The sequence below is a fragment of the Streptomyces botrytidirepellens genome, assembly GCF_003721215.1.
In the GTDB taxonomy this organism is placed as follows: domain Bacteria; phylum Actinomycetota; class Actinomycetes; order Streptomycetales; family Streptomycetaceae; genus Streptomyces; species Streptomyces himastatinicus.
Window position 1 is genome coordinate 1 of the sequence record NZ_RIBZ01000232.1, and the last position, 24,675, is coordinate 24,675.

At 71.9% G+C, this 24,675-nt stretch carries 27 protein-coding genes; 14 read left to right on the plus strand and 13 right to left on the minus strand.

Annotated features, from left to right (window positions below):
• Positions 1–267 precede the first annotated feature (267 nt).
• A complete protein-coding gene (locus EEJ42_RS17635) occupies positions 268–735 on the minus strand; it encodes a hypothetical protein (RefSeq protein ID WP_184503143.1) in 468 nt (155 codons plus the stop codon).
• Positions 732–1,313 carry an ATP-binding protein gene (locus EEJ42_RS17640; RefSeq protein ID WP_246096852.1) on the minus strand — a complete coding sequence of 194 codons (582 nt, stop codon included), beginning with the start codon at positions 1,311–1,313 and terminating at the stop codon, positions 732–734. Before EEJ42_RS17640 ends, EEJ42_RS17635 begins: the two co-directional genes overlap by 4 nt.
• Before the next feature lie 354 nt (positions 1,314–1,667).
• On the opposite strand from EEJ42_RS17640, the gene EEJ42_RS17645 reads away from it, so the two are divergent.
• On the plus strand, positions 1,668–2,501 hold the full coding sequence (locus EEJ42_RS17645; RefSeq protein WP_123100878.1) for an SDR family NAD(P)-dependent oxidoreductase: 834 nt from the start codon (positions 1,668–1,670) through the stop codon (positions 2,499–2,501).
• 118 nt (positions 2,502–2,619) lie between these two features.
• Here the strand turns inward: EEJ42_RS17645 and EEJ42_RS17650 are convergent, their stop codons facing one another.
• The gene (locus tag EEJ42_RS17650) at positions 2,620–4,020 is read right to left on the minus strand and encodes an NsdA family TPR-like regulatory protein (RefSeq protein WP_246096854.1); all 1,401 of its coding nucleotides are present in this window, start codon (positions 4,018–4,020) and stop codon (positions 2,620–2,622) included.
• Positions 4,021–4,309: 289 nt separating this feature from the next.
• On the opposite strand from EEJ42_RS17650, the gene EEJ42_RS17655 reads away from it, so the two are divergent.
• The 5 genes from EEJ42_RS17655 (at position 4,310) to uppS (ending at position 8,061) form a co-directional block, all read left to right on the plus strand.
• On the plus strand, positions 4,310–5,176 hold the full coding sequence (locus EEJ42_RS17655; RefSeq protein ID WP_123100880.1) for a helix-turn-helix domain-containing protein: 867 nt from the start codon (positions 4,310–4,312) through the stop codon (positions 5,174–5,176).
• Positions 5,176–5,415 (plus strand): DUF397 domain-containing protein, encoded by a 240-nt coding sequence (locus EEJ42_RS17660; protein WP_123100881.1) that lies wholly within the window; start codon positions 5,176–5,178, stop codon positions 5,413–5,415. The genes EEJ42_RS17655 and EEJ42_RS17660 overlap by 1 nt, the downstream gene beginning before the upstream one ends.
• A gap of 228 nt (positions 5,416–5,643) precedes the next feature.
• Positions 5,644–6,255: a hypothetical protein gene (locus EEJ42_RS17665; protein ID WP_246096856.1), complete on the plus strand. Its 612-nt coding sequence runs from the start codon at positions 5,644–5,646 to the stop codon at positions 6,253–6,255.
• A 65-nt stretch (positions 6,256–6,320) separates the two neighbouring features.
• Positions 6,321–7,139: an SAM-dependent methyltransferase gene (locus EEJ42_RS17670; protein ID WP_123100883.1), complete on the plus strand. Its 819-nt coding sequence runs from the start codon at positions 6,321–6,323 to the stop codon at positions 7,137–7,139.
• A 115-nt stretch (positions 7,140–7,254) separates the two neighbouring features.
• Entirely contained in the window at positions 7,255–8,061 is an 807-nt protein-coding gene (gene uppS, locus EEJ42_RS17675; protein ID WP_246096858.1) for a polyprenyl diphosphate synthase, read from the plus strand.
• Positions 8,062–8,077: 16 nt separating this feature from the next.
• Here the strand turns inward: uppS and EEJ42_RS17680 are convergent, their stop codons facing one another.
• Positions 8,078–9,304 carry an acyl-CoA dehydrogenase family protein gene (locus tag EEJ42_RS17680; protein WP_123100885.1) on the minus strand — a complete coding sequence of 409 codons (1,227 nt, stop codon included), beginning with the start codon at positions 9,302–9,304 and terminating at the stop codon, positions 8,078–8,080.
• 181 nt (positions 9,305–9,485) lie between these two features.
• Between EEJ42_RS17680 and EEJ42_RS17685 the strand changes: the two genes are divergently transcribed.
• Positions 9,486–10,145 (plus strand): TetR/AcrR family transcriptional regulator, encoded by a 660-nt coding sequence (locus EEJ42_RS17685; protein WP_123100886.1) that lies wholly within the window; start codon positions 9,486–9,488, stop codon positions 10,143–10,145.
• Between the two features lie 11 nt (positions 10,146–10,156).
• On the opposite strand, the gene def is transcribed toward EEJ42_RS17685, so the two are convergent.
• Entirely contained in the window at positions 10,157–10,705 is a 549-nt protein-coding gene (gene def, locus EEJ42_RS17690; protein ID WP_184503144.1) for a peptide deformylase, read from the minus strand.
• 176 nt (positions 10,706–10,881) lie between these two features.
• Here def and EEJ42_RS17695 point away from each other — a divergent pair, with 176 nt between their 5' ends.
• The 5 genes from EEJ42_RS17695 to EEJ42_RS50930 all read left to right on the plus strand — a co-directional run bounded on the left by EEJ42_RS17695 (position 10,882) and on the right by EEJ42_RS50930 (position 15,418).
• A complete protein-coding gene (locus EEJ42_RS17695; protein WP_123100888.1) occupies positions 10,882–12,120 on the plus strand; it encodes a Mur ligase family protein in 1,239 nt (412 codons plus the stop codon).
• A gap of 23 nt (positions 12,121–12,143) precedes the next feature.
• Complete coding sequence (locus EEJ42_RS17700; RefSeq protein WP_123100889.1) at positions 12,144–12,884, plus strand: type 1 glutamine amidotransferase; 741 nt, start codon at positions 12,144–12,146, stop codon at positions 12,882–12,884.
• A gap of 172 nt (positions 12,885–13,056) precedes the next feature.
• Positions 13,057–14,082, plus strand: coding sequence for a 6-phosphofructokinase (locus EEJ42_RS17705; protein ID WP_123100890.1), 1,026 nt, complete (start codon positions 13,057–13,059; stop codon positions 14,080–14,082).
• A gap of 129 nt (positions 14,083–14,211) precedes the next feature.
• Complete coding sequence (locus EEJ42_RS17710) at positions 14,212–15,162, plus strand: cytochrome c oxidase assembly protein (RefSeq protein ID WP_123100891.1); 951 nt, start codon at positions 14,212–14,214, stop codon at positions 15,160–15,162.
• A gap of 103 nt (positions 15,163–15,265) precedes the next feature.
• Positions 15,266–15,418 (plus strand): hypothetical protein, encoded by a 153-nt coding sequence (locus EEJ42_RS50930; protein ID WP_179932627.1) that lies wholly within the window; start codon positions 15,266–15,268, stop codon positions 15,416–15,418.
• Positions 15,419–15,429: 11 nt separating this feature from the next.
• Here EEJ42_RS50930 and EEJ42_RS17715 read toward each other — a convergent pair whose 3' ends face one another.
• From EEJ42_RS17715 to EEJ42_RS17745, 7 genes are all read right to left on the minus strand, one after another.
• The gene (locus EEJ42_RS17715) at positions 15,430–16,860 is read right to left on the minus strand and encodes a cytochrome P450 (protein ID WP_123100892.1); all 1,431 of its coding nucleotides are present in this window, start codon (positions 16,858–16,860) and stop codon (positions 15,430–15,432) included.
• Positions 16,857–17,480 (minus strand): GTP-binding protein, encoded by a 624-nt coding sequence (locus tag EEJ42_RS17720; protein WP_123100893.1) that lies wholly within the window; start codon positions 17,478–17,480, stop codon positions 16,857–16,859. The genes EEJ42_RS17715 and EEJ42_RS17720 overlap by 4 nt, the downstream gene beginning before the upstream one ends.
• Positions 17,461–17,820: a DUF742 domain-containing protein gene (locus EEJ42_RS17725; RefSeq protein WP_123100894.1), complete on the minus strand. Its 360-nt coding sequence runs from the start codon at positions 17,818–17,820 to the stop codon at positions 17,461–17,463. The genes EEJ42_RS17720 and EEJ42_RS17725 overlap by 20 nt, the downstream gene beginning before the upstream one ends.
• The gene (locus tag EEJ42_RS17730) at positions 17,817–18,203 is read right to left on the minus strand and encodes a roadblock/LC7 domain-containing protein (protein WP_184503146.1); all 387 of its coding nucleotides are present in this window, start codon (positions 18,201–18,203) and stop codon (positions 17,817–17,819) included. The genes EEJ42_RS17725 and EEJ42_RS17730 overlap by 4 nt, the downstream gene beginning before the upstream one ends.
• Positions 18,204–18,227: 24 nt before the next feature.
• Entirely contained in the window at positions 18,228–19,778 is a 1,551-nt protein-coding gene (locus EEJ42_RS17735; RefSeq protein ID WP_123100896.1) for a sensor histidine kinase, read from the minus strand.
• A gap of 373 nt (positions 19,779–20,151) precedes the next feature.
• Positions 20,152–21,738: an alpha/beta hydrolase gene (locus EEJ42_RS17740; RefSeq protein ID WP_123100900.1), complete on the minus strand. Its 1,587-nt coding sequence runs from the start codon at positions 21,736–21,738 to the stop codon at positions 20,152–20,154.
• A gap of 175 nt (positions 21,739–21,913) precedes the next feature.
• Positions 21,914–22,498, minus strand: coding sequence for a TetR/AcrR family transcriptional regulator (locus EEJ42_RS17745; protein WP_123100897.1), 585 nt, complete (start codon positions 22,496–22,498; stop codon positions 21,914–21,916).
• 133 nt (positions 22,499–22,631) lie between these two features.
• On the opposite strand from EEJ42_RS17745, the gene EEJ42_RS17750 reads away from it, so the two are divergent.
• Together EEJ42_RS17750 and EEJ42_RS17755 are read left to right on the plus strand one after the other, a co-directional pair.
• Entirely contained in the window at positions 22,632–23,072 is a 441-nt protein-coding gene (locus EEJ42_RS17750) for a tautomerase family protein (protein WP_123100898.1), read from the plus strand.
• Positions 23,065–24,099 carry a zinc-dependent alcohol dehydrogenase gene (locus EEJ42_RS17755; protein ID WP_123100899.1) on the plus strand — a complete coding sequence of 345 codons (1,035 nt, stop codon included), beginning with the start codon at positions 23,065–23,067 and terminating at the stop codon, positions 24,097–24,099. Before EEJ42_RS17750 ends, EEJ42_RS17755 begins: the two co-directional genes overlap by 8 nt.
• Here EEJ42_RS17755 and EEJ42_RS17760 read toward each other — a convergent pair.
• Positions 24,044–24,675: urease accessory protein UreD (locus EEJ42_RS17760; protein ID WP_148081985.1), on the minus strand; the 632-nt coding region annotated here is incomplete at its 5' end. The two genes, EEJ42_RS17755 and EEJ42_RS17760, sit on opposite strands and share 56 nt — an antisense overlap.

Below are 24,675 nucleotides of genomic sequence, written 5' to 3' on the forward strand. Positions count from 1 at the left end.
CTTCGCCTGGACCAAGACCGCCGACGAGATCCTCGACAAAGTCGCCGCCTACTGCCACCGAATCTCTGACTCAGGTCACTAGGTCCTGTCCGGCGGATCTTCGTGGATCAGGCCGCGGCGTCTGGTGCCGTACATCGCAAGGCGGAGGATCGTCCTCGTACTGGGCGTACTCGGACGACTCCGACAACGCAGCGAGGTGCGGCCCGCCGCGGCAGCGGCTGATGTCACAGCGGCGTCGCGGCCCCGCGAAGATCCGCCGGACAGGGCCTAACGCCCCGCCGCCTCCTCCAGTGCGGCCCGCAGCGTACGGCTGTCGGTGAGGCCGTCCCCGGGCCGGGTCAGCCAGACGTGCCCGCGCCGCACGCACCCCGGGCGGGGGCACCGCAGCACCCGGCCCGCCCCGGCCGCCGCGACCGTGCGGCGGCGTGCGTACGAGGTCCCGGCCAGCCAGCGCTTCCACTCGGCCGCGGAGCCGGGCGGGACGAGGAAGGTCAGCACATGGCTGGAGGTCGCCAGCATCACGGGCCCGGTCGCGGCGTCGCGCCGCTGGAGGGCCTGGATCACCGCCGTACCGACGTCGTCGGCCATGCGGACCAGGTCGAAGACGGTGCCCACCGGCAGATCGGCCAGGCCGTCGCCGCTGGCCCACTCGAGCCGCACCCGTCCGGGGTCGTCGCTGGCGGACAGCAGCCAGTCGGCCGCGTCGGTCTGCACGGTGCCGCCCACAGGGCTCATGAGGCGCGCTCGAGCGGCAGGGTGAACCACACCTTCTTCCCCCCGCCGCCCGGGTCCGGCGGCTCGGTGCCCCAGTCGCTGGCCAGGCAGTCGACGATGGCGAGGCCGCGGCCGGACTCCTCGGTCAGCGAGGCGCTGCGGAAGATGGGGATGACGGGCGAGCCGTCGGCGACCTCGACCCGCAGCTCATGACCCAGGTGTCCGGCGGAGAGTTCGAGGGAGACGGTGATGGTCACGGTGTCGGCGGGGCCGGAGCTGCCGTGCTCGACCGCGTTGGCGAACAGTTCGTTGGTGGCGAGGACGGCGCCGTCCACGAGCGCGCCGAGCCGCCAGTCGTTCAGATGGCCGGTGACCATGCGCCGCACCGCTGCGGCACGGTCGGGTAAGGCGGGGAATTCGGCCCGGAAGAGCCGGCGGGTGACGAGGGCACTCATCGTCCCCTCCCCGCGCGGTTCGGGCCCGGTGATCCGGATGCAGTGGCGGTTGACGGACACCGCGAGGGCAGGGCGGTCGCGCCCCAGGTCCTCGTCATCGGCCGGTGCCGGCCGCTGCGGCAGTCCTGGGAGGGATCGGCTCACGGTGTCCGTCCTCGTCGGTCTGTGGACTCTCATGACATACGGGCACATGGGGTGATTGATGTTCCGTTACGCGGGTAGGCGCTTGCTGGCGACTGACGGCGCTGCATCTGAGCCGGTGGCGGTTGGTGCGCGCCCCCCGTCCGACCCGCCTGGACCGGCTGCCACGGACGGAGTCGACGCGGTCGCGGTTCGTGCCGGAAACCGGCATGGTTCCTCCTTCGAAGGCAGCTCGGAGCGTCATCGGTCACCGTCATGTAGAAAAACGGTTGAACCGACCGGTGGGCGAGAGGGCATGGGGGTTGTCCGGTTGTACGGGCGTAGTGGTTCGGGCTGTACGGCCCTGGCGGGGCAGGCGTGAGCGGCGACCGCGGCGGGGAATCCGCCCCGGGACCGGGAGCCGGTCCGTCCGATGTGTTCCGCCTGGACGGCAAGCGTGTGCTGGTCACCGGGGGCACCCGTGGGCTGGGCGAACAGATCGTGCGGCTGCTGGCCGCGGCGGGGGCGCGGGTGGCCACCTGTGCGCGAACGGCTGGGGATCTGGGGGCCCTTGAGGCGTCGTTACCTACGGAGGAGCCGGGGGCGGTGTTCACCGAGGCCCTCGACCTCACCGCACCGGACCGGCTGGAGGCATTCGTCCAGGCAGCGGCGGAACGTTTCGGCGGACTGGACGGCGTGGTGGCGTGTGCCGGTGGCGCACGGGGCCGCGGACTGGAGGAGGCGGACGCCCGGGACTGGTCCGCGACCTGGGAGCTGAACGTCGGCCATGCGGCACGGCTGGTCAAGGCCGCGGTGCCGCATCTGCGGCGGAGCGGCGGCGGCTCGGTGGTGGTGATCGCCTCCATCTCCGGGTGGAAACCGGGGCCGCAGGCGCAGTACGGGGCGGCCAAGGCCGCCCAGATCCATCTGGCGGCCTCGCTCGCCCGCGAACTGGGCCCGGACCACATCCGGGTGAACGCCGTCTCGCCCGGCTCGATGCTCATCCCCGGCAAGCGCTGGGACCGCATGCGGGCCGAGGAGCCCGAGCGGTACGCCCGGTTCACGGCCGAGGTCCCGTGCGGCGGGCTGGTCACACCGCTGGAGGTCGCCCGGGTCGTGGCGTTTCTGCTGTCCGACGCCTCCAGCGGGATCTCGGGCGCGCATCTGCCCGTGGACCGGGCCCAGAACGCCCCCACCCCGAACGGCTACTGAGGCCCTGTCAACGGGCCCAGGGGGTGTCACCCGGATCGGGTGACACCCCCTGGGCCCGTTCGCCCGGTCACGCGGCAGCCCCCCGGTCCCCCGCTCCGGGGGCCCACCGCGCGCATCGTCAAGCCGCGGAGCCGAGTACAGCCCGCGAGCGGTGCTCGAAGTCCCGCACCATGGGCTCGCCCCGCCGGGGCCGCAGCCGGGAGCGGAAGTCGCGCAGCGCCTGGATCGAGCGCTCGCTGTGCACCCCGCTGAGGGTGTCCAGCGCCTCGCCCGCGGTGCCGATGGCCTCGTCCAGCCGGTTCTGCTGGAGGTAGGCCGTGGCGAGGACGGAGCGGCTGATGGCCTGGCGGCGGCGCCGGTCGGCGTTGGCGCGCACCGACTCGGCGGCGGAGTTCTCGGCCTCCGCCGCGTTCCCCAGGTCCCGGAAGCACAGGGCCGCCTCGGCCGCCAGATAGTGGTGGTCCAGGAAGCGCACCCAGGGCGACTCCTGCTCGGCGCCCCGGCTCGCCTCCAGCTGGGCCTCGGCGGCGCGCAGCGACTTGGACGCCTCCCGGGGCTGGTCGAGCGCCGCGTGGCCGCGGGCGGCCATGGCGTGCAGCCGCATCAGGCCGAGCGGGCTGCCCGCGTGCTTGGCGGTGGCGACGCCGACCCGGGCCAGCTCGACCCCCGCCTCGGGCTGGCCGAGGTTGGTGGACAGATGGGACAGCCCGGCCAGGATCTGACCGCCGAGCACCCGGTCGCCGCCCTCGGCGCACAGCCGCAGCGCCTGGGTCATATAGCGCTGGGCCAGGCCGTATTCGGCGTTGTCGTAGGAACTCCAGCCCGCCATCGCGGCCAGCTTGGCGGCCGCGGTGAACAGCTGGCGCCGCTCGTGCGGCGGCGCGCCGCGCTGCTGGAGCATGGGCACGACCTCGGTCGACAGATAGAGCACGATGCTGGCGCGGACCTGGCCGCCGCCGAAGCGGTTGTCCATCTCGTCGAACATGCTGATGGCCGCGTGGACCTGCTCGACCCGGCCGCCATCGGCCGCGGAGGAGAGCCGGGGGGTGTCCTGGTTCTCGACCAGCCACAGCAGCCATTCGCGCTGCGGGGTCACCAGGGCTCCGGCGACGAAGGGCACCGCACCCAGCAGGCTGCGGCGGGAGATATCGGTGGAGCCGAGTTCGGCGAGCGTGTGCAAGGTCTCTGCTACGTCCTCCCGGTAGGCCAGCGCTCTGGCGACGACGGGGCGCTGACGGTCGGCGATGAAGCCGAGCTCGGCGGGCGCCAGCGGCCGGCCGAGCCGGTGGGAGAGCACGGCGGCGATCAGCTCCGGCGTGTTGCCGCGCGGCTGGCCGCCCTGCAACCAGCGGGTGACGGACGCCTTGTCGTAGTTCGACTCGTGTCCTTGTCTGCGGCCCAGTTCGTTGACCCGGTGCGCCAACGAGGCGTAGGAGCACCCGGATTCCTTGAGGGCCGCGGCCAACGCCGCGTTGGCCGGGGCGCCCTGGCGCCCGCTTCCCGGCTGTGCGCCCGGCATCACCGTAACCCTCCCCGGCACGCGCCACGGAGGTGTACGGGATCCCCGCCGCGCGGCGCCGCACTCATCGGCTGTGTCAACGACGTTGTGGACAAAGGAGGTTGGGAGCCCCCGCCGTGGAGGGTGAGATGGGTCACCCGCTCACTATGCGTGGTGAGTCGCTCACACCGCAACCTTCGTTCTGATAATTTCAGAACGATCCGCATAGCTCTGTCTGTGTCGTCGGGCTCGTGGCACACTGTCCAGGCACACTGTGCAGGCATATGACAGCCCTTCAGGGAGGCGGGACGTGAGCGAGGCACGGCCGAGCGGCGCCGCCCCCACCGTCTTACGCAGGGTCCTCGGCAAGCGATTGCGGCACTTGCGCGAGCGGGCCCAGGTTTCCTTCGAAGAGGCAGCTCAGGCCATCGAAGTGACCCCGCTGACGGTGCGTCGGATGGAGAAGGCGGAAGTCGGCCTCAAGATCCCGTACGTCAAGGAACTGCTGCGGAATTACGGCGTCCGGGGACCCGAGATCGAGAGCTTCCTCGCCCTCGCCCGGGAGGCCAACCAGCCCGGCTGGTGGCATCAGTTCCGGGACGTACTGCCCGACTGGTTCAGTGCGTATGTCAGCTTGGAGAGCGAGGCCACCGTCATCCGAGCGTATGAGCCGCACTACGTCCCCGGGCTGCTCCAGACGGAGGACTACGCCCGGGCGGTGCTGCGCATCGGCTTCCCCAACGACACCGAGGAGGAGCTGGAGCGCCGGATCGCCCTGCGCCTCCAGCGGCAGAGCCTGCTCACCAAGCCGGACGCGCCGATCATGTGGGCCATCCTCGACGAGACGGTGCTGCGCCGTCCCGTCGGCCCCAGCGAGGTGATGCGGGACCAGATCGACCACATCATCGACACCCTGTCGATGCCGAAGGTCCGGCTCCAGATCATGCGTTTCGCGTCCGGGCCGCACCCCGGGGCCTTCGGCCCCTTCCACTACTTCCGCTTCGGGTTCTCCGAACTGCCCGATGTCGTCTACACCGAGAGCCTCACCGGCGCGGTCTACGTGGACCGGCCGAAGGAGGTCGGGGCGTATCTGGAGGTCCTGGACCGGATGGCCGTCCAGGCGGACCCGATCGGCGATACCAGCACCATCCTGGCCGAACTGCGTAAGGAGCTGTGATGACAGACCCCGTCTACACCGGGATGCCGGCCACGGACCTGGGCACGGAGGGCTGGGAAAAGCCCTGGAGCGGGTCCAACGGAGGCACCTGCATCGAGGCCAAGCGGCTGGAGGACGGCCGGGTGGCCCTCCGCCAGTCCACCGACCCGGGCGGTCCCGCCCTGATCTACACCCGCTCCGAGGTCGCCTCCTTCCTGGAGGCCGCCAAGGCGGGCGACGCCGACTTCCTCATCGCCTAGGCCCCGCTGCCCAGGGGGTGCCCCCGCCGCCCCGGCCGCTCCCGGACGCGCGCCGGGCGCACCCCCTGACGGGCCACGATTCGAAAACCACTACGGTCGCACAACCGCACAACCCCGCAGCGCACTCCCGCCCCCGCCACCCCGCCACGCACACTGAAGGCGCCGTGGCGGGCGGCTGTGTCGTCCCTCCATCCAATCCGGGTCGCTCCGGAACGACGGGAAGACGGGATGAAGCTCCAGCATGCGTTCGCACAGCGGCGCACACTGATCGTCGAGGGCTGTGACGGCGTCCGCCGGGACGGGCTGCTGTCCCGGCTCGCGGACCGGCACGGCTTCGCCGTCACCCGCGCCTCCCCCGACCTCCCGCATCTGGACCCGGTCCGCCCCTACCGCGAGCTGCTCCAGCACGAAGGATCGCTCGCGGTGGACGCGGGGCTGGTCGGCGAGCTGGTCTACGGGCCGCTGCGGCGCGGGCACTCCCGGGTCACCTGGATCCAGGCGTTCGACTTCGCGGAGGCGGTGGCCGAGCGCGACGGGCTGTTCGTCCATGTCACCGCGCCCGCGGCCGTGCTGGAGGACCGGCTGGCCGCGCGCGGCGCGGGCGCCGCGGACCTCGCGGAGATCGACGCCGCGCTGACCGGCTTCGACCAGGCCTTCCGGACCCTCGCCCAGCACGCCCCGGTGGTCACGGTCGACGAGGAACCGCCGACGGACCCCGATGCGGGACCCGACGCGGAACCGGGCCCCGGCGAGACTCCGGTGACGCTCGAGACGGCCTCCTTCGCCCGCCGCCTGCCACGGATTCGCTCACCCGTCCGCCGCTACGCCGGGAATCGCTGAACTCCCGGGCGCAGTGGGTAAGTTGGAGCCTCTCACAGGCATGACGCACGGCAGGAGAAGTCCCGATGACCAACGGCTCGTCCACCCCCGGCCCCGCCCAGCAGGCATGGTCGAAGATCGACACCACCGTGCCGCACTCGGCCAGGATCTGGAACTACTGGATGGGCGGCAAGGACAACTACGAGGTCGACCGGATCGCCGGCGACCAGTACCGGGAGGTCGCCCCGAACATCGAGGTCATGGCCCGCGCCTCGCGCGCGTACCTGATCCGCACCGTCACCCATGTGGCGGGCGAGTGCGGGATCCGCCAGTTCCTGGACATCGGCACCGGGCTGCCCACCTACGACAACACCCACCAGGTCGCCCAGCGGATGGCGCCCGAGGCCCGGATCGTCTACGTCGACAACGACCCCCTGGTGCTCCGGCACGCGCAGGCGCTGCTCACCAGCACCCCCGAGGGCGTGACCGACTACATCGACGCCGATCTGCACGAGCCGGAGCGGATCCTGGAGATGGCGGCCAAGACGCTGGACTTCGACCGGCCCGTCGCCCTGATGCTGATGGGCATCCTCGGGCACATCCAGGACTACGACGAGGCGGTGTCGATCGTCCGCCGGTTACAGGAGGCCCTGCCCTCCGGCAGCTACTTCGTGCACTACGACAGCACCGACACCGACCAGGCGCTCAAGGAGGCCCAGCAGGGCTACGACGACACCGGCGCCGTTCCGTACGTGCTGCGGGGCCTGGAGGAGATCAGCCGCTTCTACGACGGGCTGGAGCTGATCGAACCGGGTATCGTCTCGTGTCCGCTGTGGCGGCCCGGGCCGTCCGAGACGCCCATCGAGACGACGGACGTGCACGGGGGTGTCGCGCGGAAGCCATGACCGCGGCCGCCGCGGTGCCGACCAAACGAATGGTTCGGCCACCGGGCAGGTAACCCGCGGCCCCGCCCCGTCGTCAGACACGGCACCGGGGAAGCCGAGGCGGAGGGACGCGCGGGTGTTCGAGGTCGGAGCCTGGAGGGTGCCCTCGGTGAAGCGGCTGCTGCGGGCGTCCGTCGCCGACGCGCCCGCCGTCGTACGGCAGCGCCGCGGCCCCCGGGAGGAGGCCCCGGGGATGCCCCGGCACCTCGCCATCATCATGGACGGCAACGGCCGCTGGGCCTCCTCACGCGGCCTCTCCCGCACCCGGGGCCATGAGGCGGGGGTGCTGGCGCTGCCGCGCGTGGTGGACACGGCACTGGAGGAGGGCGTCGAGCATCTGTCGCTGTTCTTCTTCTCCACCGAGAACTGGAACCGGCCGCGCGCCGAGGTGGCCGCCCTCATGCGGCTCACCGCCCAGTTGGCCGACGTCTTCCGCGCGTACGGCGAGCGCGGCGTACGGCTGCGCTGGCTCGGCTCCGAGGCCCGGCTCCCCCGCGCCACCCTGGCCGCCCTGCGCCGGGCCGAGGCCGAGACGGCGGGCAACCGCGCGATGACGCTGGCGTTCTGCTTCAACCACGGCGGGCGGGAGGAGATCGCCCGCGCGGCGACCTCGCTGGCGCGGGCCTCGGCGGACGGGGCGCTGGACCCGGGCCTGATCGACGAGGCGCTGTTCACCCGGCACCTGCCGCACGGCGACCTCCCGGACATCGACATGCTGGTGCGGACGTCCGGGGAGCAGCGGATCTCGAACTTCATGCTGTGGCGTGCGGCCTACGCGGAGCTGTTCTTCGTGGACACGCTGTGGCCGGACTTCACGGCGGAGGAACTGCGCGGCCTGCTGGCGGCGTTCGCGGGACGCAAACGCCGCTTCGGCGCGAGGTGACTTACGGGGAGATCCGCTAGCGGATCGGGACCCCGGAGAGCGTACGGGCGATGACCAGGCGCTGGATCTCGCTGGTGCCCTCGAAGATGGTGTAGATCGCGGCGTCGCGGTGCATGCGCTCGACCGGGTACTCGCGGGTGAAGCCGTTGCCGCCGAGGATCTGGACCGCCTGGGCGGTGACCGTCTTGGCGGTTTCGCTCGCGAACAGCTTGGACATGGAGCCCTCGGCCGAGTCGAAGGGCTTGCCGTTCACGGCCATCCAGGAGGCCCGCCACACCAGCAGGCGCGAGGCGTCGATCCGGGTGCGCATGTCGGCGAGCTGGAAGGCGACGCCCTGGTTGTCGATGACGGGGCGGCCGAACTGCTGCCGGGTCTTGGCGTAGTCGAGCGCGACCTCGTACGCGGCGCGGGCGGTGCCGACGGCCATGGCGCCGACGGCCGGGCGGGACGCCTCGAAGGTGGCCATCGCGGCGTTCTTCAGCCGCTCACCGCCCGCCGTGGCCCGCTCGCGGGCCCGGGCGAGGCGTTCGTCCAGCTTCTCCTTGCCGCCGAGGAGGCAGCTGCCGGGCACCCGTACGTCGTCGAGGACCACCTCGGCGGTGTGCGAGGCGCGGATGCCGTGCTTCTTGAACTTCTGGCCCTGGGACAGGCCGGGGGTGTCCGGCGGAATGATGAAGGACGCGTGGCCCTTGGAGCCGAGGTCGGGGTCGACGGCCGCGACGACGACGTGGACGCTCGCGATGCCGCCGTTGGTGGCCCAGGTCTTGGTGCCGTTGATGACCCACTCGTCCTTGGCCTCGTCGTAGACGGCCCGGGTGCGCATGGCGGAGACGTCGGAGCCCGCGTCGGGCTCGGAGGAGCAGAAGGCGGCGACCTTCACGTCATCGGCGTCGCCGTACATCTGCGGGATCCAGGTGCCGATCTGCTCCTCGGTGCCGTTGGCGAGCACGCCGACGGCGGCCAGGCCGGTGCCGACGATGGACAGGGCGATCCCCGCGTCGCCCCAGAACAGCTCCTCCATGGTCATGGGGATGCCGAGACCGGTGGGGTCGAAGTACTGCTGGGCGTAGAAGTCCAGGGAGTACAGGCCGATCTTGGCCGCCTCCTGGATAATCGGCCAGGGCGTTTCCTCGCGCTCGTCCCATTCCGCGGCGGCGGGGCGCATCACGTCCGCGGCGAAGCCGTGGATCCACTCACGCACTGCCTTCTGATCATCGTTGAGTTCGAACGAGAACTCCGCCATGGCCCCTCCACCTGCCGCGCCTGCTGTTACCGTAGGTAACAGCAGTCTGTTACTGGTCAGTAGGCGATGTCAACTCCACGGCCGCGCGATCACCTTGCCCCGGTCGGGTGTTACGTTGCGCAGATACGCGGTGCCCATTCATGTAACGCGTGAACACGTCAGGGGGCGGGGAGGCCACGTCATGGAGACCGGGACCAGCCAGCGCGAGGACCACCAGCAGGAGGCCGCCGCACGGCGCCGCAAGGAGCTGCTGGAGGCCGCCGACCGGGTGGTGCTGCGCGACGGCCCCGAGGCCTCGATGAACGCGATCGCCGCCGAGGCGGGCATCACCAAGCCCATTCTGTACCGCCATTTCGGCGACAAGGGAGGGCTCTACCGGGCCCTCGCGGTGCGCCACACCGACGCCCTGCTCGCCTCGCTGCGCAAGGCCCTGGACGCCCCCGCGCCCGACCGCCGCGGTCGGGTGGCGGCCACGCTGGACACCTATCTGGCGGCGATCGAGGCCCGGCCCCAGGTGTACCGCTTCCTGATGCACCCGGCCGACCAGGGCCAGCAGCAGGAGCAGGGCTTCGACGTGGGCCACCACTCCGCCCCGCTGCTGCGCCGCATGGGCGACGAGCTGGCCAAGGTCATCGCCGACCGGGTCGAACTCGGCCCCGGCGGCGAGGAAGTGGCCCGGATCTGGGGCCATGGGATCGTCGGCATGATGCACGCCGCGGGCGACTGGTGGCTGCGGGAACGGCCCTGCTCGCGCGAGCGGTTGGTGCACCACCTCACCGATCTGCTGTGGGGGCGGCTGGCCCTGGTGGACGACCGCGCCGGCGCCCCCGGGCTGTTCTGAGGTCCCCGGGTTCACGCCCGCCCGCGCGCCCACGGCGCGCGGCGGGCCGCCCACAGCACCCGGCGCCGCCGCAAGCCCCCCAGCCGGTCCAGGAAGAGCCCGCCGTCCAGGTGGTCGCATTCGTGCTGGAGGCAGCGCGCGAAGAAGCCGCTGCCCTCGACCCGCACCGGCTCCCCGGTCACCGTGACGCCCTCCACCACCGCGCGGTCGAAGCGCGGGGTGCCCGACTCGATGCCCGGCAGCGACAGACAGCCCTCGGTGCCCCGTACGGTCACCCCGTCGGCCTCCGCGAGCCGCGGGTTGACCACGTGCCCCAGATGACGCCGGTCCTCGTCGTCCGGGCAGTCGTACACGAAGACCCGCAGCCCCACGCCGATCTGGTTGGCGGCAAGACCGACCCCGCCCGCCGCGTACATCGTCGCGAACAGGTCCTCGACCAGCCGGGCGAGCGCCGCGTCGAAGTCGCTGACCTCCTCGCAGGGCGCGCGCAGCGCCTGATCACCGAGCAGCCGCAGGGGCCTCACCGTCCCCCGGCTCCCCGGGATCGCGCCGTTTCGCATGGCAGCCAAGCGTACGGTCCCCCCGAAGGGCCGACGGAATTCGGGACAGCGCCCGGATCTCGATAGGCTGATCCCCGACCGTGGCCTCCCGGCTGGCGATTCGGCGCGGAGGGGGCGTACCACCGGTGCCTCGGGGGGCAGGTGCGGCGCCGGTATGCGAGGAGGATCGAGAGACGATGGCAGGCAATTCAGAGCCGCTGTCGCCACGTGCCAAGCTGGCCGTGACGGCGGGCAGGGCCGCGGCGGCGGTGTCGAAGGCCGCGGGCCGCGGCAGCGGATCGGTGATCGGCGGCAAGGTGGCCCTGCGCCTCGACCCCGATCTGCTCAGCAGGCTGGCGCACCACCTGGACGTGATCCTGGTGTCGGCGACCAACGGCAAGACCACGACGACCCGGCTGATCGCCGAGGCGCTGCGGGCCGCGGGCCCGGTGGTCTCCAACGCGCTCGGGGCCAACATGCCCGCGGGCATCACCTCGGCGCTGGCGGGCGGCTCCGACGCCCGCTACGGCGTGATCGAGGTCGACGAGAAGTACCTCGCCGGGGTGGCCCGCGACACCGAGCCCAAGGCCATCGCGCTGCTCAACCTCTCGCGCGACCAGCTCGACCGGGCCGCCGAGACCCGGATGCTCGCCGAGAAGTGGCGGGAGGGCCTGGCCGGTACGAAGGCCACGGTGATCGCGAACGCGGACGACCCGCTCATCGTCTGGGCCGCCTCCTCCAGCCCCAATGTGGTGTGGGTCGCCGCGGGCCAGGAGTGGAAGGACGACGCCTGGTCCTGCCCGGCGTGCGGCGGGGTGCTCCAGCGCCCCGGCGACGACTGGGTCTGCGGCGAGTGCGGCTTCCGCCGCCCGGTGCCCAGCTGGGCGCTGAACGGCGAGTACGTGCTGGACCCGCACGGCGCGGCCTGGCCGATCCACCTCCAGCTGCCCGGCCGCGCGAACAAGGCGAACGCGGCCACCTCGGCGGCCGTCGCCGCCACCTTCGGGGTGCCCCCGCAGGTCGCGCTGGAGCGGATGTACCAGGTGCAGGCGGTCGCCGGCCGCTATGACGTGGTCACCTTCCAGGAGCGCGAGCTGCGGCTGCTGCTGGCGAAGAACCCGGCCGGCTGGCTGGAGACGTTCTCGCTGATCGACCCGCCGCCCACCCCGGTGATCCTCTCGGTGAACGCGCGCGGCGCGGACGGCACCGACACCTCCTGGCTGTGGGACGTGGATTACACCCGGCTCGCCGGGCACCCGATCTGTGTGATCGGCGACCGCAAGCTGGACCTCGCGGTGCGCCTGGAGGTCGCCGGGCTCGACTTCCGGGTCTGCGCGGACGCGGACGAGGCGGTGCGGATCTCCCCGCCCGGCCGCATCGAGGTGATCGCCAACTACACAGCGTTCCAGGACCTGCGCCGCCGGGTCGGCAACTGACCCCCGTACGAGGAGACACGACGATGCGTAGCACGAGCCAGAACGGCCTGCGTCTGGTCTGGGTCTACCCCGACCTGCTGAGCACGTACGGCGACCAGGGCAACGTCCTGGTGGTGGAGCGCCGGGCGCGCCAGCGCGGGCTGGACGTCTCCCGCCTGGACGTCCGCTCCGACCAGCAGATCCCCACCTCCGGGGACATCTACCTGATCGGCGGCGGTGAGGACCGCCCGCAGCGGCTGGCCGCCGAGCGGCTGATGCGGGACGGCGGGCTGAACCGCGCGGTCGCCAACGGGGCGATCGTCTTCTCGGTGTGCGCCGGGTACCAGATCCTCGGCCACGAGTTCGTCAACGACCTCGGGCAGCGCCAGCAGGGACTGGGCCTGCTGGACGTGATCAGCACCCGCGGCGAGGGCGCCCGCTGCGTCGGCGATGTGCTGGCCGACATCGACGACCCGCTGGGGCTGCCGCCGCTGACCGGGTTCGAGAACCACCAGGGCGTCACCCACCTGGGACCGACCGCGCGCCCCTTCGCGCGCGTCCGGTTCGGCAACGGCAACGGCACGGGCGACGGTTACGAGGGCGCGTACAAGGACACCGTCTTCGGGACGTACATGCACGGCCCGGTGATGGCCCGCAACCCGCACATCGCGGACCACCTGCTGAAGCTGGCGCTCGATGTGAACGGGCTGCCGCCGGTCGACGACCAGTGGTACGAGGCGCTGCGCAACGAGCGGATCGCGGCGGCCACCGCCCAGCCCGCCTGAGCGCGCTCACGCCCAGCTGAGCCGCCGGGTGACCGCATCGCGGACACCTGGCGGCGAAGCGAGATCCGCGGCGTCCGCCGCTTGTAGGGTGTCGTCGTCCAGCCGGACAGCGCGGTCCGGATGTCGCCCCCATCGCAACGGTGGGCTTTCGCAGACAGAGGAATCACGCGCCATGCGCATCGGTGTGCTCACGTCCGGCGGGGACTGCCCCGGGCTGAACGCGGTCATCAGGTCCGTCGTCCACCGCGCCGTCGTCGACCACGGCGACGAGGTGATCGGCTTCCAGGACGGCTGGAAGGGCCTGCTGGAGTGCGACTACCGCAAGCTCGACCTGGACGCCGTGAGCGGCATCCTGGCCCTCGGCGGCACCGTCCTCGGCTCGACCCGGGTGCAGCCCGCGCATCTGCGCGACGGGGTGGAGCGCGCGAAGGGCCACGTCGAGGAGCTGGGCCTGGACGCGGTCATCCCGATCGGCGGCGAGGGCACCCTGAAGGCGGCCCGGATGCTGTCGGACGCCGGGCTGCCGATCGTCGGAGTCCCGAAGACGATCGACAACGACATCGCCTCCACCGATGTGACCTTCGGCTTCGACACCGCGGTCGGCGTGGCGACCGAGGCCCTGGACCGGCTCAAGACCACCGCGGAGTCGCATCAGCGGGTACTGATCGTCGAGGTCATGGGGCGGCACACCGGCTGGATCGCGCTGCACTCGGGCATGGCCGCGGGCGCCCACGCGATCGTCGTGCCGGAGCGCCCGTTCGACATCGAGGAGCTGGCCAGGACCGTCGGGGCACGGTTCGAGGCGGGCAAGAAGTTCGCGATCGTGGTGGCCGCCGAGGGCGCCAAGCCGCGCGAGGGCACGATGGAGTACGCGGCCGGGGAACGGGACGTCTACGGCCACGAGCGGTTCGCCGGTATCGCCCGCCAGCTCTCCGTCGAGCTGGAACAGCGGCTGGGGAAGGAGGCCCGGCCGGTGATCCTGGGCCATGTGCAGCGCGGTGGCACGCCGACGGCGTACGACCGGGTGCTGGCCACCCGCTTCGGCTGGCACGCCGTCGAGGCGGCGCACCGCGGCGAGTTCGGCAAGATCACGGCGCTGCGCGGTACGGACATCGTGATGGTGCCGCTCGCGGACGCGGTGGAGCGGCTGAAGACGGTACCCGCCGAGCGGTACACCGAGGCCGAGTGCGTACTGTAAGTACGACACGAGCCGGATACAGCCGATTCGCACCGCGACCATCAATTGCGCAACCCCTACGGCGAGCAACCAGGTCCGCGAGAGCGGCGCCGGTTGAGAGCGCAAGAAGGGGAAGGCCGGGGATACTCGATGGATCACGGCGGGCACGGCATGATGATGGATCTGCCGCCGTTCACCCTCGCACGCGGATTGGCGTTCGGCGGTGATCCCTTCTTCCTCGTCGGCTGTGTGCTCGCGCTCGCCCTGTACGGCTGGGGCGCCGTGCGGCTGTGGCGGCGCGGTGACAGCTGGCCCGTGGGGCGGCTGGTGGCGTTCGTGGCGGGTGTGCTGACCGTCGTGGTCGCGATGTGCACCGGGCTGAACGACTACGGCATGGTCATGTTCAGCGTCCACATGGTCCAGCACATGATCATCAGCATGGTCTCCCCCATCCTCCTGCTGCTGGGCGCGCCGGTGACGCTGGCCCTGCGCGCCCTTCCGGCAGCCGGGCGCGGCCGCAAGGGGCCGCGGGAGCTGCTGGTGGCGCTGCTGCACAGCCGCTACATGCGGATCATCACCCATCCGGTGTTCACGATCCCGCTGTTCATCGCGAGCCTGTACGGGCTCTACTTCACCCCGCTCTTCGACTTCCTGATGGGCTCCAAGATCGGGCACATCGCGATGATGGTCCACTTCCTCGCGGTGGGCCTGGTCTTCTTCTGGCCGATCATGGGCGTGGACCCGGGGCCGCACCGGCCGGGCTATGTGATGCGGATGCTGGAGCTGTTCGCGGGGATGCCCTTCCACGCGTTCTTCGGAATCGCGCTGATGATGGCGAGCGCGCCCATGGTCGGCACGTTCGAGCATCCGCCCGGCTCGCTGGGGATCGACGCGCTGTCCGACCAGAACGCGGCGGGCGGCATCGCGTGGGCGTTCAGCGAGGTCCCGTCGGTGATCGTGCTGGTGGCGCTGGTGTACCAGTGGTACAAGTCCGACCAGCGCCAGGCGCGGCGCGACGACCGTACGGCGGACCGCGACGGTGATCAGGAACTCGCCGCGTACAACGCCTATCTGGCGTCGCTCCAGGCCCGCGGGCGCTAGGCACCCCCCCTGGCCGATACCCCACGGTCGAGAGACGATGGAGTCTCGGCCGTGGGGCCGGTGTTCCGGCCGGGGTGCCGGAACCGCCGTGAGGAGGTCGGGGATGACCGGATCTGCCAAGGGGATGACGGCGTGCGCGGTGGGTGGCCTGGTGGTGGTGACGGCCTACACCGTGTCGCTGGGGAGCAATGGCTGGCTGTGGTTCGCCTGGGTGGTGCTGGCGCTGCTGACGGTGGGGACGCTGCTGGCCCGCTGAGCGGGCCTGCGTCATGCCGCGGTGCCGCGCAGCCACCGCCACAGGGACGTCCACCACGGGACGCGCGCGGTCGGTGCCGCGGTGTCGGCGGTGGCGCCTTCGCCCGCGGATAAGGCCTCGTCCCCGTCCGCGGGCATCCAGCGCGTGGGGCGCAGCTTGGGCGCGAGCAGCATGCCGGAGGTGTCCACCGGATCCGTATCGGGCCTGCGCGGCATGAACGCGACCGGCAGCGCGACCAGATGGCGGGAGATCCACGACGCGACCCAGTTCAGCTCGGTCTCCGGCACGTCCAGCCGGACATCGGGCAGGCGCAGCAGCAGGGTGTCGATGGCGGTGTCCGCGATGGCGCGGCCGATGTCCTGGCCGGGGCATTCGTGCGGGCCTCCGCTGAACGACAGGTGCGAGCGGTTGCCGTACATGGGCGCGCCGAGGTCGGGGCGGATGGCGGGGTCGACGTTCCCGGCGGCGAGGCCGAGGAGCAGCATGTCCCCGGCCTTGATCTGCCGTCCGCCCAGCTCGGTGTCGCCCGTCGCCCAGCGGCCGGGGATCACGGTGAGCGGCGGTTCGTTCCACAGCACGTGCTCGATGGCGTCCGGCAGGGTCATGTGACCCCCGGCCAGGGAGGCGCGGAAGCGCGGGTCGGTGAGGACCATGCGCAGCGTGTTGGCCATGAGGTTGGTGGTGGTCTCGTTGCCGGTGAGCAGGACGAGCCGCAGATGCTGGACGACCTCCTCCTCGGTCAGCTCGGAGGGGTGGCTCAGCAGCCAGGACGCGAGGTCGCTGCCGGGCTGGGTGCGCTTGCGCTCGACGAGCTGGCGGAGGGTGTCCGTGACGTACTGGTCGCTGCGCAGGGCCGTGTCGGACCCCTTCATCAGGTCGCGAGTGGCCTCGACCAGCCGTGGGCCGTACACGTCGGGCATGCCGAGCAGCTGGGTGAGGACGAGCATGGGCAGCCGCTGGGCGAAGCCCGTGACCAGTTCGGCCTGTCCTTCGGCGCAGAAGTCGTTGACCAGCTGGTGGGTGAAGCGGGTGATGTGGCGGCGGATGCCGCGGCGGTCGACCCGGTTCATGCTGTCGGTGAGCGCGGCGCGCAGCCGCTCGTGCTCGTCGCCGTCGGCGAAGGTGCACATGGGCTGCCAGCCGACCACGGGGAGCAGCGGCGAGTCGTCCGGGATCCGGCCCTCCCCCCAGGCGCTCCAGTACCGGGAGTCGCGGGAGAAGCGGGAGGGGGTGCGGGCGACCTCCAGGTTCTCGCGGTAGCCCAGCAGCAGCCAGGCCGGTACGTCGCCGCCGAGCCGCACCGGGGCCACCGGTCCGTGTTCGCTGCGCAGCCGCTCGTACAGGCCCATCGGGTCCTTCTCGTTCTCGGATCCGAAGAGGTCCACCACACCGGCGAGGGGGCTCCGGGCGTGGGCGGGGCACTGGTCGGGAGGAGGGGTCACGGTGTCTCCGGGGTCACGGTGGTGAGGTGTTGCAGATAGCTCACGAGGGTGAGGAGGGTGTCGCGGCTGGAGGCGCGGTCGCGGGCGTCGCAGTCGACGATGGGGACGGCTTCGGGCAGGTCCAGGGCCGCGCGCAGCTCGCCGACGGGGTGGACGGGCGCCCCGGGGAAGGCGTTGATGGCGACGACGAAGGGGACGCCCCGCTCCTCCAGCCGGCCCAGGACGTCGAAGCTGACCTCCAGCCGGCGGGTGTCGACGAGGACCACGGCGCCGAGCGCGCCCTCGAAGAGACCGTTCCACAGGAACCAGAAGCGCTCCTGGCCGGGGGTTCCGAAGAGGTAGAGCACCAGCCGTTCGTTGAGGCTGATGCGGCCGAAGTCCATGGCCACGGTGGTCTCGGTCTTGCGCTCCACCCCGGCGATGTCGTCGACGCCGACCCCGGCCTGGGTCATCGTCTCCTCGGTGGTCAGCGGGCGGATCTCGCTCACCGAGCCGACCATCGTGGTCTTGCCGACCCCGAATCCGCCGACGATCACGATCTTGACGGCCGCGGCGGCGGAGGCCGGGAGGGTGTCCTCGGTGCGGGGTCCGACGAGCGTGTCAGAGGTTCTGTAGTCCATGCATCACCGCCTGGAGGAGTTCGGTGTCGGGCAGCACGGCGGCCGGGACCGGGGCCCGCGCCTCCACTTGGTGGTGGGCGAGCAGATCCGCGAGGAGCACGGTCACGGTGCTGACGGGCAGCGTCAGATACGCGGAGATCTCGGCCACGGAGAGCGGGAAGTGGCACATCCGCAGGACGGCGGCGGCCTCGGGCAGCATGCCCGGTTCGGGTTCGGCCCGGGCCACGATCAGGCTGACCAGTTCGATGGTGTCCGCCCGCGAGGACCGGCCGGGGCCGCCGTCGACGAGGTAGAGCCGTTCGGGGCCGCCTTCGTCGGCGCCCTTTCCGGTCCGGCTCATGGCATGCGTCCGCTGGCCCGTGGCGGGCTGCTGAGGTGTTCGCCGAGCCGGGCGACCAGGTCTCTCATGCACTGGCCCATCAGCCCGGCGTCCACGCCGTCCTCGGCGAGCACCGCGAGGTAGGAGCTGGTGCCGGCCGCCATCAGATAGAAGAAGCCGCCGTCGACCTCGATGACCACCAGCCGCATCCGCCCGTCGCCGGTGGGGAATTCGGCGGCGATCGCCGTCGACAGGCTCTGGAGCCCCGCGCAGGCGGCGGCCAGGCGGTCGGCGGTCTCCTCGTCCGTACCGACCTGGGCCATGCACAGGCCGTCCGAGGACAGCAGGACCACGTGGCGGGTCTGCGGAACGCTCTTGGCGAGGTCCCGGAGCATCCAGTCCATGTTGAACCGCGCTTGCGTCACTTGCTACTCACCCTCATCCGAAGCGTTGTCCCAGGCGTGCGGCGTATCCGACGGCTCCGCGCCGTGCGGGCCGTGCGGGTGGCCGGAGGTGTCCACCGGGTCCGCCTCGCCGGACACGGCCTTGGTGAACGCGGCCAGCCACATCCCCGGCTGGACGGGCGGCTCGGCCGGTGCCGCAGGGCCCGCCGGGACGGGCTCCGGGTCGGCCTGGATCCGGATGGGCGGGGTCACGGTCGGCATCCGGCGGCGGCGCTGGGGCAGTCCCGCGGTGTTGTGACGGATCCCGTTGTGGTCGTGGGCGACCGGGCCGGTGGCGTCGGCGTTGTCGGGCAGCGGCGGGTAGGGCGCGGCGCGCTTGATGGGCTTGGGCGGCGGCAGCTTCTGGGCCCGGGCGATGGCGCCGCCGGGGGCCGGGGTGGGGCAGATGACGTCCTGCGGGACGACGAGCACCGCGCGGACGCCGCCGTACGCGGAGGGCCGCAGCGACACCTGGAACCGGTACTTGACGGCGAGTCGGCCGACCACGGCCAGGCCCAGCCGGGGCGTCTCGCCGAGGTCGTCGAGGTCGAAGCCGGTGCCCGCCTGCTCCAGCACGTACTCGGCGCGCCTGCGGCTCTCCTCCGACAGGCCCACCCCGGCGTCCTCGATCTCGACCGCCACCCCGGACTGGACCTCGACCGCCGTCAGATGCACCCGCGTCTTGGGCGGGGAGTAGCGGGTGGCGTTGTCGAGCAGTTCGGCCAGGGCGTGGATCAGCGGCTCCACGGACGGGCCGACGATGCCGACGTCGGCCACCGAGTGCAGGTCCACCCGCCGGTATTCGAGAATGCGCGACATGGCGCCGCGCAGCACGTTGTACAGCGGCACCGGGTTGCGCCACTGGCGGCCCGGGCGGGAGCCGCCCAGCACCGAGATGCTGTCGGCGAGCCGGCCGATCAGCGCGTTGCCGTGGTCGAGGTGGAGGAGATCGTGGAAGACCTCGGGGGCGGCCCCGTGCTTGTCCTCCATGTCCCGCATGTCCATGGCCTGTTGATGGGTGATGGCCTGCACCCGGCGGGCGATGTTGACGAACGCCCGCCCCGCCGCGTCCCGCAGGTCCTCCTCGGCCCGCACGGTCTCCAGCACCGTCCGCAGGACGGCGCGGTGCGCGGACTCGAAGTCCGGGTCGAGGACGGGCGAGGGCTCGATGGTCTTCATCACGGCGTCGACCTCGGCGCCGCGCTGGAGCCGCTCCACGGCCGCGGGCAGCACCTCCTGGGCCAGCCGCCGGGTCTCCACCTCCTGGTCGACCAGGCGCTGCCGGTACCCGGCGTCCTGTTCCGCGGCCCGGGCGCGCAGCCTGCCGATCAGACGTCCGCGGCGGGCCGACTCGGCCGCCGCCAGGGCCACCGCCAGCGTCGCCGCCGCGCCGCACCAGGCGACCGTCGCCCGCGCCCCGGCGGACACCACGGTCACGGCGAACGCCGCGCAGGCCGCCATCGCGGCGGGAGGAATGAGCCATACGAGCGCGGAGGCGGGCCGTCGGCCTCCAGGTGACGCGCCGGCGAAAACCATCGGCTTCCTTAAAAGCAGCGGGAGAAAATGCGTGCGAAGAACTCGCTATGAGCCCTGGAGCATAGCGGTTTGAGCACATCCCGAAATGACGATGATTTTTTCTTGGTAACGAATTCGGCGAGTGAATTCAATGGGCGTAAAAAAGTGATCGCATTCGCTCACACCCCTGGGGGATTCGAAACCCCACATCGCCAACATACGGCGCAATTGCCGCCATTGCGGACATCATGCGGCGACTCGCCGGGCACGGCGGTGAGTTGTACAGTCGACAGTTTTCCCCGGGAACGCGACGGGGGGCCGCCCGGATGGGCGACCCCCCGCCGGACTCGCTTCCGTACGCGCCGACTCGTACGGAAGCGGGCTCGGCCGACCGTTACTCGACGGCCCCGGCGGCCTTCGCGGCCCCGGCCTTCGCGGGCTTCGGCGTGGCGTGCGGAGCGCACGTCACGTCCTTGGCGTCCACCGTGCCCTTGAGCAGGTAGGCGTCCACCCGGTCGTTGATGCAGGCGTTGACGAGCCCGGTGACACCGTGCGAACCGGCGTCCTTCTCGGTGATGAGACGCGAACCCTTGAGGCGCTTGTGCAGCTCGACGGCGCCCTCGTACGGGGTGGCGGCGTCACGGGTGCTCTGCACGACGAGCGTCTTCGGCAGCCCCTTGGCCGCGCCGACCTCCAGCGGGGTGTGCTGCTTCGACGGCCAGGTGGCGCACGGCAGGTTCATCCAGGCGTTGGACCAGGTCAGGAACGGGTAGTCGCGGTGCAGCCGGGTGTTGTCCCGGTCCCACTTCCGCCAGCTGGTCGGCCACTTGGCGTCGGCGCACTCCACGGCGGTGTACACCGCGTTGCCGTTCTCCGAGGCGATGTTGCCCGCGGTGTCGGACAGGTCCGGGCCCGCGGCCTCGACGAGCGCCTTCTCGTCACCGGCCAGGTAGTCGCGCCACACCTCGGCGACCGTGGTCCACGACGAGTCGTAGTACGGGGCGCTCTGGAAGAAGCCGAGCAGCTCGGCCGGGCCGACGACCCCGCCGATCGGGCTCTTCTTGGCGGTCGCGCGCAGCTTCTCCCACTGCGCCTGGACCTTCTCCGGGGTGTCGCCGATGTGGTAGGCCGCGTCGTTCTTGGCCACCCACGCCTTCCAGTCGTCCCAGCGCATTTCGAACGCCACGTCCTGGTCCAGGTTGGCCTGGTACCAGATCTTCTCGCGCGACGGGTTCACCACGGAGTCCACGATCAGGCGGCGCACATGGTCGGGGAAGAGCGTCGCGTAGACCCCGCCGATGTACGTCCCGTAGGACACGCCCAGGTAGTTGAGCTTCTTGTCGCCGAGCGCGGCCCGGATGACGTCGATGTCGCGGGCGGTGTTGGGCGTCGTCATGTGCGGCAGCATCCAGCCGCTGCGCTCCTTGCACCCGTCGGCGTACTCCGCGGCGAGCTTGCGCTGCGCCCGCTTGTCCGCCTCGCTGTCGGGCACCGGGTCCATCTTGGGCGCCTTGACGAACTCCTGCGGGTCGACACAGGAGATGGCGGCCGAGTGGCCCACCCCGCGCGGGTCGAAGCCCACGAAGTCGTACGCCTTCGCGGTCTTCGTCCACAGCGGGTTCTTGTTGGTGACCCGGGTCGGGAACTTCAGCCCGGAGCCGCCCGGTCCGCCCGGGTTGTAGATCAGCGAACCCTGCCGCTCGGAGGCGGTCCCGGTGTTGCCGATGCGGTCCACCGCGATCTTGATGGTGCGGCCGTTCGGCTTGGCGTAGTCGAGCGGCACGGTCACATAGCCGCACTGGATGGGCTTGGCGAGGTTCCAATCGGCCGGACAGTCCGTCCAGTCGATGCCCGCCTTCGCGGCCCGGGCCGCGGCGATCGCCGCCCCGCGGGCCTCCGCGGCGCCCCCCGGCGTCCGCGTGGGCTCCGATGCCCCCGCCGTGGGGGCGGCCAGCGCACCGGTTATCAGCGCACCGGTCATCACGCCGCCGGCCACGCCGAGTACTGCTGTGCGTCTCACGTAGAAATCCCCCTGCTTTGTTGCGCCGCCGTGCGGCGATGATCACAGAGTGTCAGGAGGATCCTCGCGCCTCGCTTACTGTTGAGTACAGGGCAAACCGCCGTTTCTTTATCAACACGTCACCTTCACAGCCCGCTCAGCCTTTGATCGCACCGGCGACAAGCGCCTGGAGTTGCTCGGCGGTGCGGTCCAGCGGTTCGATGCTGCGCTTGGCGCGGCACATGGCGACGGTTCCCTCGACGGCGGCGACGGTGAGCGTCGCGAGCTGCTCCGCCTGCCCGGGCGCGGCGCCATGTTCCCGCAGGGAGGCCGCGAGCAGGTTCTCCCAGTCGTCGAAGACGGCCGCGGCGGCCGCCACGGCGGGCGGGATCTCGCCGGGCGGGGGCTCCTCGATGGAGACGGCCAGGACGGGGCAACCGGCCCGGAAGTCGGCGTCGATGACGATCCCGCGCCACAGCCCGAGGAACGCCCGGAGGCCCGCGACCGGGCCCGCCTCCAGCTCCTTGCGGAGGATGCGGGCGATGGTCTCGCCCGCGTACCGGACGGCCTCGGTGGCCAACTGCTGCTTGCCCTCGGGGAAGTAGTGGTACGTGGAACCGAGCGGCGCCCGGGCGTGCTTGGCCATCTCGCGGATGCTCGTGGCGTTCAGTCCGCGCCGGCTGATCATGTCGGCCGCGCCGGCCACGATCCGCTGCCGGGCCTGGGGGGCGCTCTTGGTCATGTTCACTCCGCTCTGGCTATAACGCTCGTCATAGTCTAGCGTGACCTCGCGTTATAACGACTGTCATAACGCGAGGCCGTCGGCGCCTCGACGCCGTCGTCGCGTTCGCAAGCACGAGAGCTGAGGAACTGCCATGCCGATGATCCGGCTGACCGCCCCGACCGGCGCCCTGACCGAGGAGGGCCGCGCGGGCATTCAGCGCGATCTCGCGGCCCTGCTGCTGCGCTGGGAGGGGGCGCCCGACACGGCCTTCTTCCGCGCCCAGGCGTGGAGCCATCTGATCGAACTGCCCGAGGGCGCCCAGACCACCGCGGAGGACGACGCGCCGCGCTTCCTGGTCGACGTCACGGTGCCCCAGGGCGCCCTGTCCGAGCGCCGCAAGGCCGGTCTGGTCGAGGGCGCCACCCAGGCCGTGCTGAAGGCCGCCGGGCTCTCCCCGGAGGAGGCGCTGCGGGTGTGGGTGCTGATCCACGAGCAGCCGGACGGCACCTGGGGCGCGGGCGGATCCGTCATCCGGTACGCCGACCTGGTCGCCCTCGCGGCCCAAAGCAAGCAGGAGCAGGCCGATGCGTGAACTGACGTACGTCGCGCGGCACACCGTCGAATGGCGCGAGGCCCCCGACCCCCGGCTGGAGTCGGGTGAGGACGCGATCGTCGCGCCGGTGGCCGCCACCCCCTGCGACGTGGACTCCGCGATCCTCGCCGGGCACGGCTTCATCGACCCGCCGTTCCCCCTCGGCCACGAATGCGTGGCCCGCGTCATCGACGTCGGCGACGCGGTGACCGGCGCCGCCCCCGGCGACCTGGTCGTCGTGCCCTGGTCCATCAACTGCGGCGACTGCGACCACTGCCGCGCCGGGCTGACCGCCCACTGCACCTCCGTGCCGCACATGGCGATGTACGGCGCGCCGATCGGCGGCAGTTGGGGCGGTCTCTTCTCCGACCTGGTCCGCGTGCCGTACGCGGACGCCATGCTGGTCCCGCTGCCGCCGGGGCTCGACCCCATCGCCATGGCCTCGGCCAGCGACAACTGGTCCCTCGCGCGGCGCCTGGTCGCCCCGCATCTGGCGGCCCGCCCGGGGGCGCGGGTGCTGGTCGTCGCCCGGGGCAGCATCGGGCTGTACGTGTGCGACATCGCCCGCGCGCTCGGCGCCTCCGACGTCCTGTACGTCGACCCCGACCCCGAGCACCGGAAGCTCGCGACGAGCTTCGGCGCCCGTACCGCCGAGGCGATCGAACCCGTCCGGCACGGCTTCGACATCGCCGTCGAGGCCACCGGGCGCATCGATCAGCTCACCCTGGCGCTCACCTCGCTCGCCCCCGAGGGCATCTGCGAGAGCGCGGGCAACCACTTCCGGCCCGGCGAACTGCCGCTGCTCGACATGTACCTCACCGGGGTCACCCTGCGCGTCGCCCGGGACAACGTCCGCAGCCACCTGCCCGACGCCCTCGAACTCGCGGGCTCCGGAAAGGTGGCGCCCGAGCGCGTCGTCTCCCATGTCCTGGACTGGGAGCGACTCCCCGAGGCGCTGCCGGAGAAGCGCCTCAAGCCGGTGTTCGTACGCGACATCGCCCCGGCTGTGGCCTCGGCCGGGAGCTGAGCGCCTCGTCCAGCATCCGGCGCAGCCGCAGGCCGTCCGTGGCCACCGCGCTGACCAGGGCGGCGGGGCCGGTGAGCGGGGTGATGACGGCCGTGTCGGCGAGCAGGCGGGGCTGGACGGGATCGCTGTCGTACGCCGGGTCCACCACCAGGAGTTGACCGGCCGCCCGGTGCCCGCCGAGCACCGCGCCGCCGTCCCAGCCGGGCGCGCCGGGGCCGTACGACAGCTCCTGGTCCAGCAGCGGGCGCCCGTCGCGGTGTACGGTGAGACGGCTGGTCAGCGCGCCCGGGGGCTCGCCGAAGCGGCCGAGGATCTGTTCCTCGCGCAGCACCAGGCGGGCGGTGGGGGCGAGTTCGACGGTGGTGGTCATGCGCAGATCGCTGCCGTGGGCGGAGATCAGCGGTTCGGGCAGCCAGTGCAGGGTGGCGCCGTCGGCGACGGTCAGCCGGATCGCGTAGTGGGCGGGCTCGGCGGAGCGGCCGGGCAGCGCGAGCGTGGCGGCCGCCGAACCGACGCGGAGCCGGGCGCCGGGGCCGACGACCGCGGTCAGCGCGATGCGGTCGCCGCCGAGCGGGG